At 69.3% G+C, this 13,314-nt stretch carries 11 protein-coding genes; 3 read left to right on the plus strand and 8 right to left on the minus strand.

Annotation, left to right across the window (positions count from 1 at the left end; all coding sequences use genetic code 11):
• Positions 1–59 precede the first annotated feature (59 nt).
• Both ACSQ11_RS09170 and ACSQ11_RS09175 read left to right on the plus strand, forming a co-directional pair.
• Positions 60–5,237, plus strand: coding sequence for a LamG-like jellyroll fold domain-containing protein (locus ACSQ11_RS09170; protein WP_436004827.1), 5,178 nt, complete (start codon positions 60–62; stop codon positions 5,235–5,237).
• Complete coding sequence (locus ACSQ11_RS09175; RefSeq protein ID WP_436004828.1) at positions 5,234–5,797, plus strand: hypothetical protein; 564 nt, start codon at positions 5,234–5,236, stop codon at positions 5,795–5,797. The genes ACSQ11_RS09170 and ACSQ11_RS09175 overlap by 4 nt, the downstream gene beginning before the upstream one ends.
• Before the next feature lie 94 nt (positions 5,798–5,891).
• Here ACSQ11_RS09175 and ACSQ11_RS09180 read toward each other — a convergent pair whose 3' ends face one another.
• Genes ACSQ11_RS09180 through gmd form a run of 5 tightly spaced genes read right to left on the minus strand, consistent with a single transcriptional unit; the run spans position 5,892 to position 9,505 of the window.
• Positions 5,892–6,347: an adenylyltransferase/cytidyltransferase family protein gene (locus tag ACSQ11_RS09180; RefSeq protein ID WP_436004829.1), complete on the minus strand. Its 456-nt coding sequence runs from the start codon at positions 6,345–6,347 to the stop codon at positions 5,892–5,894.
• The gene (locus ACSQ11_RS09185) at positions 6,344–7,093 is read right to left on the minus strand and encodes a CDP-alcohol phosphatidyltransferase family protein (protein ID WP_436004830.1); all 750 of its coding nucleotides are present in this window, start codon (positions 7,091–7,093) and stop codon (positions 6,344–6,346) included. The genes ACSQ11_RS09180 and ACSQ11_RS09185 overlap by 4 nt, the downstream gene beginning before the upstream one ends.
• Entirely contained in the window at positions 7,090–7,515 is a 426-nt protein-coding gene (locus ACSQ11_RS09190; RefSeq protein ID WP_436004831.1) for an adenylyltransferase/cytidyltransferase family protein, read from the minus strand. Before ACSQ11_RS09190 ends, ACSQ11_RS09185 begins: the two co-directional genes overlap by 4 nt.
• Complete coding sequence (locus ACSQ11_RS09195; RefSeq protein WP_436004832.1) at positions 7,512–8,465, minus strand: GDP-L-fucose synthase family protein; 954 nt, start codon at positions 8,463–8,465, stop codon at positions 7,512–7,514. The genes ACSQ11_RS09190 and ACSQ11_RS09195 overlap by 4 nt, the downstream gene beginning before the upstream one ends.
• A complete protein-coding gene (gene gmd, locus ACSQ11_RS09200; RefSeq protein WP_436004833.1) occupies positions 8,462–9,505 on the minus strand; it encodes a GDP-mannose 4,6-dehydratase in 1,044 nt (347 codons plus the stop codon). The genes ACSQ11_RS09195 and gmd overlap by 4 nt, the downstream gene beginning before the upstream one ends.
• 52 nt (positions 9,506–9,557) lie before the next feature.
• Here gmd and ACSQ11_RS09205 point away from each other — a divergent pair, with 52 nt between their 5' ends.
• On the plus strand, positions 9,558–10,436 hold the full coding sequence (locus ACSQ11_RS09205; protein ID WP_436004834.1) for a glycosyltransferase family 2 protein: 879 nt from the start codon (positions 9,558–9,560) through the stop codon (positions 10,434–10,436).
• On the opposite strand, the gene ACSQ11_RS09210 is transcribed toward ACSQ11_RS09205, so the two are convergent.
• From ACSQ11_RS09210 to ACSQ11_RS09220, 3 genes are read right to left on the minus strand one after another with little or no spacing between them, the layout of a single operon-like run.
• A complete protein-coding gene (locus tag ACSQ11_RS09210; protein WP_436004835.1) occupies positions 10,385–11,626 on the minus strand; it encodes a glycosyltransferase family 4 protein in 1,242 nt (413 codons plus the stop codon). The genes ACSQ11_RS09205 and ACSQ11_RS09210 overlap by 52 nt on opposite strands.
• Positions 11,623–12,771, minus strand: a complete 1,149-nt coding sequence (locus ACSQ11_RS09215) for a glycosyltransferase (RefSeq protein ID WP_436004836.1) — start codon at positions 12,769–12,771, stop codon at positions 11,623–11,625. The genes ACSQ11_RS09210 and ACSQ11_RS09215 overlap by 4 nt, the downstream gene beginning before the upstream one ends.
• Complete coding sequence (locus tag ACSQ11_RS09220) at positions 12,768–13,304, minus strand: WcaF family extracellular polysaccharide biosynthesis acetyltransferase (protein ID WP_436004837.1); 537 nt, start codon at positions 13,302–13,304, stop codon at positions 12,768–12,770. Before ACSQ11_RS09220 ends, ACSQ11_RS09215 begins: the two co-directional genes overlap by 4 nt.
• Positions 13,305–13,314 lie beyond the last annotated feature (10 nt).

A 13,314-nucleotide genomic window follows, 5' to 3' on the forward strand; every position in this document is an offset into this window, starting at 1 on the left:
GGGGTCCTAGCGTGACCGGCGGGGTCCCACCGATCCTTCCCCTCCGTCTGGGAGTAGCAATGAGCCTGATTCGCCGCGGAATCGCCACCGTCGCCGCCGCCCTCATCGCCACGGGAGTCACGGCGGCCCTGCCGCCGACTGCCTCCGCCGCGACACCGGCGCCTCCCACGGTCACTGCAGACGTCCTTCCGACGTGGCAGACCAACGGGATCGTCTGGACGACCGCGTCGATCGGGAACACGGTCTTCGTCGGAGGGACCTTCACGTCCATCCGGCCGCCGGGATCCGCGGCGGGTTCGGGGGAGCAGGCCAGGCAGAACTTCGCCGCCTTCAACGCGACGACCGGTGCGCCGCTAGCCTGCGCGCCGTCGTTCACCAGGAGCGCGGGCGGCGCCACCGTCCGGGCGATGACGATCTCCCCCGACGGGCGCACGCTCTACGTCGGTGGTCTCTTCAACGCCGTGGGGGGCGCCTCGGGCTGGAACCAGGTCGCGGCCGTCGACATCGCCTCCTGTGCCGTGAGCACGAGCTTCCGCCCGCAGGCCAGCTCGACGGTTCGGGCTCTGGCGGCCACCGGGTCCTCGGTCTATTTCGGTGGTGACTTCGTCACGGTCAACGGTCAGGCGCGTCGCTACCTCGCCTCGGCCACGCCCGCAGGAGCGCTCACACCATGGACCGCCACGGCGGACCGCGTGGTGCGAGCCCTTCTCGTGGCCCAAGGTGGAGCCACCGTTCTCGCCGGCGGTGACTTCTTCGACGTGTCGGGGTCGCAGTCCCATGCACTCGTCGGGCTCGACGCCACGTCCGGCGCCGTGGTGCGGACCTTCGACTGGATCGAGGCGAACTCGGTCACCAAGCACCTCAGCACCGATGGCACCAACTTCTACCTGTCGGCCGAGGGCACGGGTGGTGGGGTGTTCGACGGCAAGCTCGCCGGTCGCATGTCCGATCTGAGTCAGGTCTGGGTCGACCGGTGCCTCGGTGCCACGCAGGCGACCATCCCCATGGGTGGGATCCTCTACGCCGGCCACCACCACCACAACTGCTCGTCGACGCCGGGAGGTTGGCCCGAGCTCAACAGCCGGCAGCACCTCACCGCTCACGACGTGCGTGACACCGAGATCCAGTACTGGTACCCCAACACGAACGGTGGCCTGGGGGAGCAACTCGGCCCGCGCACCCTCACGGCGACCAACGGCATCCTCTGGCTCGGTGGTGAGTTCACCCGCGTCAACGAGGTGGGGCAGCAGGGTCTGGCACGGTTCGCCTACCAGCCGGACACGGGCGCGCCGGACACCCCCGCGGTGTCCGCCAGCAGCCTGCGACCCGGCGAGGCCGTCGTGCGCTGGAGATCCTCCGTCGACCTCGACAACGAGACCCTGACCTACAACGTCTACCGCAACGGGTCGTCGACGCCCGTCTACACCGCCTCCGGCAAGTCGCACATGTGGCTGGGACGCCCGCAGATGTCCTTCCGTGACACGAACGTCACGAACGGCCAGTCGTACCAGTACCGCGTCACGGCGTCCGACGGCACGAACGTCAGCCCGCTCTCCGCGGTCGCGTCGGTGACCGTCGCCACGACGGCGTCCGCCTACGCGGGCCGCATCCTCGACGACGGGGCCACTGCCTACTGGCGACTCGGTGAGACGTCCGGCAACGTGGTCGCTGACAGCGCAGGCGACAACGGCGCAACCGCTCGGGGCGGGTACACGCGCAACGTCACTCCTGGCGCGCTCGTCAACGACACCAACCGAGCGACCTCCTTCAACGGAGTGGACGGTTTCACCTCGGGAGACAGCTACAGCCCGTCGCCGTCGGTGTACTCGGTCGAGGCCTGGTTCCGGACCAGCTCGACGTCCGGAGGCAAGATCGTCGGCTTCGGCGATGGTCGCACGGGCAACAGCGGGAACTACGACAAGCACATCTGGATGACGAACGACGGCCAGCTGCGCTTCGGTGTCTGGAACGGCCGACCCGACGTCGTCGAGAGCCGCTCCGGGCTGAACAACGACCAGTGGCACCACGTCGTCGCGTCGCAGGGGCCGTCCGGGATGGCCATGTTCGTCGACGGTGAGCTCGTCGGACGCAACACCGTGACGACCAACCAGCCCTACAGCGGAGTCTGGAAGATCGGTGGCGACAACCTCAACGGCTGGCCCACCGACGCCTCGAGCTCCTACTTCGCGGGGAGCGTCGACGAGGTCGCGGTGTACCCGAGCGTCCTGAGCACTCAGAAGGTCATCGAGCACTACACGGCGAGCGGCCGCACCCTGCCGGACGACACGGTCGCACCGGAGGCTCCTACGGGTGTCAGCGCTTCCCACCGGGGCACGCAGACGACCGTTCGATGGGTCGAGGCCGTGGACAACCGCTTCGTCGCCTCGTACCGGATCCACCGGGGCACGACGCCCGACTTCACCGTCAGCGCCTCGAACGTCGTGGCGACCTCGACGACCACCGAGTCGGTCATCACCGGCCTCCCCGAGGGGATGAACTACCTCAAGGTGGTCGCGGTCGACGGTGCGGGCAACGTCGGGCCGCCCTCGGAGGCGGCGGTGGTTCGTGTCACGGCGCCGCCGAGCGACACCTATGGCGCGGCTGTCTACGGTGACTCGCCCTCCATTTACTACCGGCTGGACGAGACGTCCGGCACCACGGCGTTCGACTCGAGCGGCAACGGACGCAACGGCACCTACGACAACGGGGTGCTCCAGGGCATGCCGGGTGCGTTGCCCGGCAACGCGGGTGCCAACTTCGACGGGGTCGACGACGGCATCCACACCAACGACACGTTCAACAACCCGAGGAACTTCAGCCTCGAGGCGTGGTTCCAGACCACGTCGAACAACGGCGGCAAGATCATCGGGTTTGGGAGCTCGCCCACCGGCGGAAGCGGCGGCTACGACCGTCACGTCTTCCTCTCCAACGACGGCCGCATGACCTTCGGCGTCTGGACCGGCTTCCCCAACACGATCAACACCGCCCAAGCCGTGAACGACGGCAAGTGGCACCACGTGGTCGCGACCCAGAGCTCGGTCACCGGGATGGCCCTCTACCTCGACGGCCGGCTCGTGGGGACCAACGGTCAGACCGAGGCCCAGGACTACACCGGATACTGGCGCGTCGGTGGTGACAACCACTGGGGTTGCTGTAGCGGGTGGCTCGCGGGCTCGATCGACGAGGTGGCGGTGTACGACCGTGCCATCCCGGCTGGCACGGTGGGCGACCACTTCCGTGCCGGCGGTGGGGACCTCCCGGTCAACACCAAGCCGGTCGCCTCGTTCACGACCAGCTGCACCACCCAGGCCTGTGTGCTCGACGGACGTGGCTCGAGCGATGCGGACGGCTCCATCGCCTCCTATGCCTGGGATCTCGGTGACGGGACCACGTCCACGGCCTCCACGGTCGACCACACCTACGCCTCACCCGGTACCCGCACGGTGACGCTCGTCGTCAAGGACGACCAGGGCGCCTCGAGCGACCCGGTGAGCCACGACGTGACGCCGTCGGCGCCGCCGACCCCCGCGGACGCCTACGGTCGCGCCGTGCAGTCCGACCGGCCAGCGACCTACTGGCGGCTCGACGACTCGACCGGTTCGACCACGGCGGACTCCGGACTCACCGGCAACCCCGGAGGGGTCAGCGAGACCGTCACGCGCGGCGTGCCCGGGATACCCGGCGCCGCGGGCAAGGCAGCCAGGACCGCGGGCACGTTCGGCAGCGGCGTCATCGCGACCCGGCCTGTCGACGACCCTCGCGTCTACTCGCTGGAGACCTGGTTCTCCACCACCACGACGGCCGGTGGCAAGCTCATCGGCTTCGGGCGCTCGAACTCCGGGGAGAGCTCCAACTACGACCGGCACGTCTGGATGCGCGACGACGGGTCGCTGGCCTTCGGCACCTACACCGGCGCCCTCAACGTCATCACCTCGGCCGCCGGTCTCAACGACGGCCAGTGGCACCACCTCGTGGCCACCCAGGGGCCCGACGGCATGAAGCTCTACGTCGACGGGACCTTGGTGGGTGCGGATCCCCAGACCGGGGCAGAGCCCTACACCGGCTACTGGCGCATCGGTGGTGACACGACGTGGGGCGGCAACTCGAGCAACTGGATCGACGCGAGCTTCGACGAGGTCGCGATCTACACGACGGTCCTGCCCGCCGCACGGGTCACGGAGCACCACCGGGTGGGCGCGGCCACCGAGCCCGTCAACGAGCTGCCCACGGCATCGTTCACCGACGACTGCACGTTCCTCGCCTGCACGCTGGACGGCTCCGGCAGCAGCGACTCGGATGGCACGGTCGTTGGCCACGCCTGGCAGGTCGAAGGCGTCGGATCGCGCAGCGGGGCGACCACCTCGGTGACGTTCCCGGCCGCAGGTTCGTACGACGTGACCCTCACCGTCACCGACGACAAGGGTGCGACGAGAGCCGTGACCAGGACGCTGACCGTGACAGCACCCCCGCCGAACGAGCCGCCGACCGCTCGCCTCACCGTGAGCTGCACCGGGATGACGTGTGCAGCGGACGGCCGGACGAGCAGTGACGGTGACGGGACGATCACGGACTACGCATGGAGCTTCGGCGACGGAGGCACCGCCACCGGTTCCACGGCCAGTCACACCTACACCGGGGCCGGGACGTTCACGGTGCGGCTCACGGTGACCGACGACGACGGCGACACCGGGACCGCGACGGCCACGGCGACGCCGACGGCCCCCGCGCCACCGCAGACCGTCTCGCTCGTCGCCACCGCGGACGGCTACGCCCACAGCGCGAACGCGTCTCTGCTGACGGGGACGCATCGGTCCATGCTCAGCGACGGGTCGCCCACGGTCACCGCCTTCACCCGGTTCGCGCTCCCGGCAGCTCCGGCAGGAACCGAACTGCTGTCGGCCACCCTGCGGGTGCGGACCGTGGGAACCACCACGGCACCGTCCGTTGACAGCCTTTCGGTCCGTTCGGCGGCGAACTCGTGGGACGAGTCCACGCTCAACTGGACGACGCGGCCGGCGACCGAGGCCGCGAGCCTCGGTTCGGTCGGGTCCCTCCCTGCCACGAACACGGCATACGAGATCACGCTCGACAAGGTGGCGATCGCTGCCCTTCTCGGACAGGACCGAAGCTTTGCCCTCGTCTCCGGCGGGGGTGACGCCGTTGAGCTCCACACCCGCGAGAGCACAACGGTGGCCGCGCGACCGACCTTGGTCCTGACGTTCGGAGTGACACCATGAGCATCAGAGTCAAAGTTCTCGCCGCAGCCGGCCTCGTGCTCCTCTCCCTGACGGCGTGCAGCGACACCGAGTCGACGGCGGCGGCACCACGGCCGGGTCCGACCTTCGACGGGGTCGTGGACCTGCCCACCCCCCGCGTGGTCCCCACGCCGAAGGCGGCCGACTGCCGGGACCGGGTGGGCGACGCGACCGGTGTCGTCGACCTCCAGGCGGTACGGGTCACGGCGGACGCCAAGAAGGGCGTCACCGTCACGTACGACTGGAAGGGAGAGACGCCCTCCATGGGACGGGCGCTGTGGGTCACCACCGCGTCGGCCGGCAAGTCCGGTGGCGCCGTGCTGCGGTGGGAGTACCGCTGGTCCAACGGCAACATGGAGACGGCGGTCGTGGACGTCGCCCAGGACCAGGAGACGCTCGTGCGAGGCACGGGTGTCGTCAAGGACGGAACCCTCACGGTGACCTTCCCCTCGGGGGTGACCGGAGGTCTCGACCCAGGGTGGGTCTACACCGCGACGGTCAATGTCGAGGGCGACGACTCGGACTCCTGCGACGCTCGCTGATCACCGCTGCCCGCAGCTGTGGCGTCACGTGGCGCCACGGCTGCGCGGCGCGGGCCGTGCGACGCGCACCGCGTCCACGGCGTCCAGTTCCGCGTCAGGCTCGGGGCCGACCGTCCTCGGGTCCGCCGAGGGTGGTGAGGATGCCGCGGATGCGTGAGCTGGAGGTGTGTTCGGTGTACGGCAGGTAGTGCACTGCGACACCCACCTCCTCGAACCGGCGCTCGAGCTCGGTCCACTTGGCCGAACCGCGCCAGTCATCCCCCTTGAAGACGACGTCGAACCTCATCTGGCTCCACGTGACCAGCTTGTCGAGGCTGACCTCGCCCACTGCGGCGTCGACGACGTCGATACTGCGGACGATCGCGAGGCGCTCCTCGAACGGGATGACGGGTCGCTTCCCCTTCTGTGCCATGCACACCTCGTCGGTCACGACACCGGCGATGAGGTAGTCGCACTGCATCCTAGCCCGGCGAAGGACGTTGAGGTGACCGATGTGGAACATGTCGTAGACCCCGGGGCTGTACCCCACGACACCCATCGCGCCGCTCACGCCTGCGTCCTCGGCGCAGCGAGGTCGTGCCGCCACCGGCGCAGGAACAGTGCCGTGAGGACCGCCTGGACGCCCAGCAGGGCCGCCCAGGTGCCGGCGAAGACCGTGGGCCAACCCCAGAGCAGGAACACCAGGCAGGTCGACCCGTAGTCGGCGGGGAGCATGAGCACCGCCCGTAACGCCGAACCGCGGCCCCACGCGCGCTCGTCGGTCGTGGTGGAAGGGGTGGCAGGGGCTCGGCGCAGCTTCTCGTGGAGGAGGCCCCCGGAGAAGGAGACCACCGCGGTCAGCTGGGCGAGGAGGGGTAGGACCAGCCATCCGGCCGCCATGTCTGCGCGGAACCAAGCGATGAGGACCGCGGCTGGCAGCAGAACGTGCTTCGCGGCGTCGAGGACATGGTCGAGCCATTCACCGGCAGGGGAACCAGCCCCTCGGAGGCGAGCCAGCTGTCCATCGGCACTGTCGAGGGCGAATCCGAGGGCCAAGAGGATGGCGACACCGATGCCCACCACGGGTGTGGGACTCGGGAGCGCGACGGCTGCCAGGGCCACTATTGTCGTCGCGAAGCTCAGCAGGCTCACGGCGTCCGGGGTCAGCCCGGTCCGGTGCGCCAGTGCGGCGAGCAGGCGCCCCGCCGGTCGGTTGACCCATCGAAGGTATGCCGGCGCGCCAACGGCCGACTTCTGCGCTCCGGACAGTCGTGCGAGGGAGTCCCGGACGCCCTCGCGTGGATGCGCCTCCGTCATCGTTCCCACTCCTCGGCGACCTCGCGGAGCAACGTGCTGCTCGTCGTCCGCGTGTAGGGGAAGTAGACGACTCGGACGCCCACCGCGGCGAACTCCTCCTCGTAGCGGTTCCAACTGTCCGAGCCCTTCCAGTCGTCGCCCACGAAGGTGACGTCGAAGCGCAGGTTGCGCCACGCCTGCATCTTGTCCAGGTCCACCTGCGGGACGACGTGGTCGACGCCCCTGATGCTCTGCACGATCTCCATCCGCTCCACGAGCGGCACCACGGGTGGACGACCCTTGAGTTCCGTCGCGAGCTCGTCGGTGCTCACCCCCACGATGAGGTAGTCGCACCCCTCGCTGGCGCGCTGGACGATGTTGAGGTGCCCGACGTGGAACAGGTCGAACACCCCCGTGGTGTAGCCGATGACCTTCCGGTTCACGTCCGCGCACCGGCGGCATGCGTGCGGTACCACGCGACCACGTCGCGGATGCCGTCGTCGAGCTCCACCGAAGGCGACCAACCAAGGCCGGCGATGAGGGTCGTGTCAAGGACCTTGCGAGGCGTCCCGTCGGGCCGGCTCGTGTCCCACTCGGTCTCCCCCTCGAAGCCGGCATGCTTCGCAACGATCTCGGCGAGCTCGGCGATCGTGAGGTCACGGCCGGTGCCGATGTTGACCTGACTGTCGCCGTCGTACTCGTCGAGGAGGTGGAGGCACGCGTCGGCCATGTCGTCGACGTGGAGCAGCTCGCGCAGCGGCGTGCCCGTGCCCCAGTTGGTCACGGACGTCCGGCCCTCGTCGACGGCCTCGACGTAGCGGCGCACCAGTGCTGGGAGGACGTGGGACTCTCCCCGGGTGAAGTTGTCTCCGGGTCCGTAGAGATTGGTGGGCATGGCGGAGATCCAGCTTCGGCCGTGCTGCCGGCGCACGGCCTGCACGTGCAGGATGCCGGCGATCTTGGCGATCGCGTAGGCATCGTTGGTCGGTTCGAGGGCACCGGTCAGGAGGTACTCCTCACGGATCGGCTGCGGTGCGAACTTCGGGTAGACGCACGACGATCCGAGGAACAGCAGCCGCTCGACGTCGTGCGCCAGAGCTGCGTCCATGACGTTGACTTGGATGCGCAGGTTCTCGGTGAGGAAGTTCACGGGCTGGGTCGCGTTGGCCAGGATCCCACCGACCTTCGCGGCCGCCAGGACGACGTGCTGAGGGCGGTGCTCGCGCACCCAGGCGAACGTTGCCTCCCGGTCTCGCAGATCCAGGTCGCCGCTCGTGGCCCCGATGATGTGCGAGAAGCCCGCGGACTCCAGGCGGCGTCGGATGGCCGACCCGGCGAGGCCCCGGTGGCCCGCGACCCACACCACCGCGTCACGGTCGAGCCGAGTCGTCATGAGGCGAGGTGCGCAGAGGGCCAGGAAGGAAGCGAGACGGCGTCGATCCACGGGCGGCCCTCGTGCTCGAGGGCCTTGACGTCCGCGTCCACCATGATCCGCACAAGCTGGTCCGGCGTGACCTCCGTCTTCCAGCCCACCGCCCGCTCGGCCTTGCCGGCGTCACCGATGAGCGCGTCGACCTCGGTCGGGCGAAGGTAGCGTTCGTCGAAGCGAACGTACTTCTCCCAGTCCAGGCCGACATGGTCGAAGGCCGTGGACACCCAGTCCCGTACCGAGCAGGGGACCCCTGTGGCCAACACGTAGTCGTCGGGCTCGTCCTGCTGAAGCATCCGCCACATGCCCTCGACGTACTCGGGGGCGTAACCCCAGTCACGCACCGCGTCGAGGTTGCCCAGGTAGACGTGGTCGTCGAGGCCAGCCTGGATGCGGGCGACCGCCCGGGTCACCTTGCGGGTCACGAACGTCTCACCACGCCGCGGGCTCTCGTGGTTGAACAGGATGCCGTTGGTCGCGTGCATCCCATAGGCCTCGCGATAGTTGCGGGTGACCCAGTACGCATAGACCTTGGCAGCGCCGTAGGGGGACCGTGGGTAGAACGGGGTGCTCTCGTCCTGCGGAGGAGGCGTCGCGCCGAACATCTCCGAGCTGGACGCCTGGTAGTAGCGGCAGTCGAGTCCGACCTGCCGGATGGCCTCGAGCAACCGGATCGTGCCCATTCCCGTGGCGTCGCCCGTGTGCTCGGGTTCGTCGAAGCTCACGCGCACGTGGGACTGGGCGCCGAGGTTGTAGACCTCGTCGGGGTGGAGCTTCGACAGGAGCGTCGCGAGCCGGGTCCCGTCCGTCAGGTCTCCGTAGTGGAGGAAGAAGCGCGCATCCTCCTCGTGGGGGTCGACGTAGAGGTGGTCCACCCGAGAGGTGTTGAAAGTCGAGGCGCGACGCACGACGCCATGGACCTCGTACCCCTTGGCAAGGAGCAGCTCCGCGAGATAGGAACCGTCTTGTCCTGTGACCCCCGTGACCAGCGCGCGCTTCACCATTCGCGCAGCGTATAGCCAGACGCGGAGCTTCCGCAGGCACTAGCGTGAACCCATGAACCAGCCGCCCGTCCCCGGACGACTGCCCATCGTCGTGGCCATTCCGACCAAGGACGAAGCCGCCAACATCGAGCTCACCGTGGCCTCGGTCCGCGATCGGTTCGAAGCCGTCGTCGTCGTCGACAGCATGAGCTCGGACGAGACGGTCGCCCTGGCCCGGGCCGCCGGAGCCGACGTGGTGGAGTACCGCTGGGACGGCGGCTACCCGAAGAAGAAGCAGTGGTGCCTCGAGAACGTCCGCACCGACATCGACTGGCTCCTCTTCCTCGACGGTGACGAGACGCCGAGCGAGGAGCTCCTCGCCGAGCTCGACCACGTCTTCGCGCGGACACCGGACTGCGCGGCATACGACATCCCCCTGCGTTACTCCTTCGCCGGGCAGACCCTTGAGCACGGCTACACGGTGGTCAAGCGCAGCCTGCTCGACCGCACCCGTTGCCACTACCCGGCGGTGGATGACCTTGAGGCGCCCGGCATGGGGGAGCAGGAGGGGCACTACCAGCCCGATGCCCCCTCGTCCCGTCGGCTCGGCGGGACGATCCTGCACGAGGACCTCGACCCGCTCAACACGTGGTTCGCAAGGCACAACCGCTACTCGGACTGGGAGGCGTGGCTCGAGGAGAACCCTCGGGTGCGCGCCCAGGTCGTGGGTCTCAAGACCCGGCAGGGCCGGCTCTTTCAGCGTATGCCGGGCAAGCCCTTGGCGTTCTTCCTCTACACCTACCTGCTGCGCGGAGGCTTCCGCGACGGCTCGGCCGGGCTCGACTACGCCTTGGCGCTGAGCTTCTACCGCTGGCAGGTCGCGGCGAAGGTCAGGGAGTCTCAGCGCCTCGCATCGCGCACGTCGACGAGCGAGCGGACCCACGTCTCGTAACCGTCCACCGCCGCCTGGCGGGAGAGCACGTCCGCCGCGTAGCGTCGTCCGGCCGCACCCATCACTTGGGCCCGCGCGGGGTCGCCGGCAAGCTGCTGCACCGCGCGGAGCAGCTCTGCGGGGCTGCCGGGTGCGACGACCACCCCGGCGCCAGAGCTCGAGATCTCGTGCGCCGTGGCGCCGTCGGGATCGACCGCGGCCACGACCGGCCGTCCCGCCCAGAAGTAGGTCGTGAGCTTGCTCGGTACGGACATCTCGCTCACTCCCGGGCGCTCGTTGACGAGAAGGATGTCGGCGTGGGCCAAGGCGGCGGCGAACGCCCCGTCCGGCAGCGGGCGGACCAGGTCGACCGCGTGGTTGCCCTGCGCCCAGCGTTCGAGCAGAGTGCGTTGGTTGCCGTCGCCGAGGAGCACGAAGCGGACTCGTGGTCCGCCGGGCCCGACCAGACCGGCGGCGTCGATGACGTTCTCGAGCCCTTGCTTGGTCCCCATGTTGCCGGCGTGCAAGACGATGACCTCGTCCTCCGCCCAGCCGAGTCGCTCCCGGGTCCACTGCGGGTCCGCCTCCTGCGACGGTGGTTCGCTCCAGTTGCGGATGACGCGGATCCGGTCGAGGGGCACGTCGAGGTCTCGGTTGATGGTTCGGGCGAACCGGTCGTGGATGACGGAGACACCGTCGGCGGCGCGGAGGAGTCCGCCCTCGAGCCGGACCACCGGCCGGGTGAGACGCCCGTCGGCGACGGCAGTCTCGGTGACGGCACGGCTGTAGATGTCCTGGACGATGATCCCCAGGGCGGGACGTCGGCGACGGGTGAGGCGCACGCTCGTCAGTGCGGCCGAGACGCCGAGCAGCGAGGGAGTCACGGCGAGGACGACGTCGGCGGGGGGCATCGGCCGGGCCAAGGAGTGCGCTGCGAACGACGCCTCCAGCGCGATCCGCGCGCCTGCCGAGCCACCTCGGACCAGGTGCCGCAGCCGCCGCACCGGCACTCCGTCCACGACCTCGTCGGAGGACAGGCCGGTGTAGCCCGGTTCCAGGCTCCAGGCCGGGTAGTGGGGGTAGCCGGTGACGACGCGCACGTTATGACCGCGTTCGGCCAGCCCCGAGGCCATCCCTGCGGTGTACCGGGCGATGCCGGTGGGTTCCGGGGCGTAGTTCAACCCGTGGATGAGGATGCGGAGCCCGCTCATGGTCGAGGTCCGGTGAGGACGGGCCGCCGGGATGTCGCCGTCGAGTAGAGCTCGAGCAGCCGGTCGACGACGACCTCCAGGGCGAAGGTGCTCGCGGCGAGCTCATGAGCCGCGGTGGAGGCGCGCTCGGCGTTATCACGCTCGAGGAGCGACAGGACCGCCGTCGCCACGGCGTCCGGCCCCTCCGCCACACATCCGGCGCCGGCGGAGGCGACCTCGCCGGAGAGTCCGTTCGTCGGACTCACGACGACGGGCGTGCCGACGCTGAGCGACTCCAGGACCGACATGGGGAAGGGCTCGTGCTCACTCGGCAGCACGTAGACGGACGCGGATGCAAGCAGGTCCATCGCGGCTTGGTGTCCGACCGGGCCGATGACGTCCACAGCAGCGTCGAGGCCGAGATGTCGCACTCTCTCGAGCGTCGGAGCGAGCTCACCGGAATCCGGCCCTGCCAGGAGAAGGCGAGCACGTGGGTGCTGGCGCAGGACCTTCGCAAACGCTTCGACGAGCATCACGGGTCGCTTGCGCGACTGGAAACGAGCCAGGTAGAGGATCCGCGGTGGTCCCTCGTCACGGCTCGGACGGGGTCCGACCGGCACGCCGTTGACGAGTCGCTCGAGCTGTCCGGCGCGGCCGGGCCCCGCGACCGCCTCCACCTCGCGTGCCTCGTGAGACGTGAGGTACGTCGTGACATCGGCTCGCCGAAGCACCGTGCGTACGGCGAGGCGATCGACGAGGCGCGCCAACGGCTTGTCGGTGCTGTCGACCATTCCGTGCGTCTGCAGGACGAGCGGGACGTCGGCGGCGACAGCCATCCGTGCGACCGGTGCCGTGACGAGGTCACGCATGAGGTGGACGTGCACGACGTCGGCGCCCCGGACCAGGGATCTCGCCTCGCGCAGGAACGACCCGGACGTGATGCCGCTGACCTCGAACCGCGGCAGGAGGTGACGGGCCCGGTGGAGGTGGGCGGGGACACCCTCTACCTGCGCGGGGAGCTCTCCATCGAAGCCGTCCGCCAGAGCGAGGATCCGGGCGTCCACGCCCCGTGACCGCAGGCCCTTGCTCAGGTTGAGTGCGACCCTGGTCGGGCCACCGAACGCATGGGTGGGCGTGTGCAGCGTCACCACGTGCAGGACCTTCATGACGCGTGCGGGATCGGTCGGGTCCCCGAGGCTGTGAGCAGGGTCTGCGGGAGCAGGTCGCGCGAGGCGACGACCCCGGCACCCACCACTGCGCCCTGACCGATCGTGACCCCTGCGAGGACGGTGGCCCGGGCCGCGACCCAACACCCGTCCTCCAAGGTCACGGGAGCGTTCGCATACCGGAAGTCGGCGCGTCGGTGATCGTGGGAGCCGGTGCACAGGAAGGCCTCCTGCGAGACGCAGACGTCGGACCCGATGCGGACCGGTTCGAGATCGAGGATCCAAGCGCCCTCGCCGATCCACGAACGGTCTCCGATGGTGAGCTTCCAGGGCCACAGGACGCGAACCCGATGCCGGATGAGGACGTTCTCGCCGATGGTGGCACCGAAGGCGCGCAGCAGCTGGACACGTACCCGGGCGGGACAGAACCACTTGATGAAGAGCAGGTTCATGACGACGAACCAAGCAGCCTGGACGAACCTCGGCCGTCCCTTGTCGTAACCGGCCGTAGTAAAGGCCTCCAAGTCCCGCACGGATCTAACA

This window comes from Knoellia sp. LjRoot47 (assembly GCF_964253435.1).
In the GTDB taxonomy this organism is placed as follows: domain Bacteria; phylum Actinomycetota; class Actinomycetes; order Actinomycetales; family Dermatophilaceae; genus Knoellia.

Coding starts and splice junctions, on each gene's coding strand:
- ACSQ11_RS09170 (WP_436004827.1), top strand. CDS start 60: ATGAGCCTGATTCGCCGCGGAATCGCCACCGTCGCCGCCGCCCTCATC.
- ACSQ11_RS09175 (WP_436004828.1), top strand. CDS start 5,234: ATGAGCATCAGAGTCAAAGTTCTCGCCGCAGCCGGCCTCGTGCTCCTC.
- ACSQ11_RS09185 (WP_436004830.1), bottom strand. CDS start 7,093: ATGACGGAGGCGCATCCACGCGAGGGCGTCCGGGACTCCCTCGCACGA.
- ACSQ11_RS09195 (WP_436004832.1), bottom strand. CDS start 8,465: ATGACGACTCGGCTCGACCGTGACGCGGTGGTGTGGGTCGCGGGCCAC.
- gmd (WP_436004833.1), bottom strand. CDS start 9,505: ATGGTGAAGCGCGCGCTGGTCACGGGGGTCACAGGACAAGACGGTTCC.
- ACSQ11_RS09205 (WP_436004834.1), top strand. CDS start 9,558: ATGAACCAGCCGCCCGTCCCCGGACGACTGCCCATCGTCGTGGCCATT.
- ACSQ11_RS09210 (WP_436004835.1), bottom strand. CDS start 11,626: ATGAGCGGGCTCCGCATCCTCATCCACGGGTTGAACTACGCCCCGGAA.
- ACSQ11_RS09215 (WP_436004836.1), bottom strand. CDS start 12,771: ATGAAGGTCCTGCACGTGGTGACGCTGCACACGCCCACCCATGCGTTC.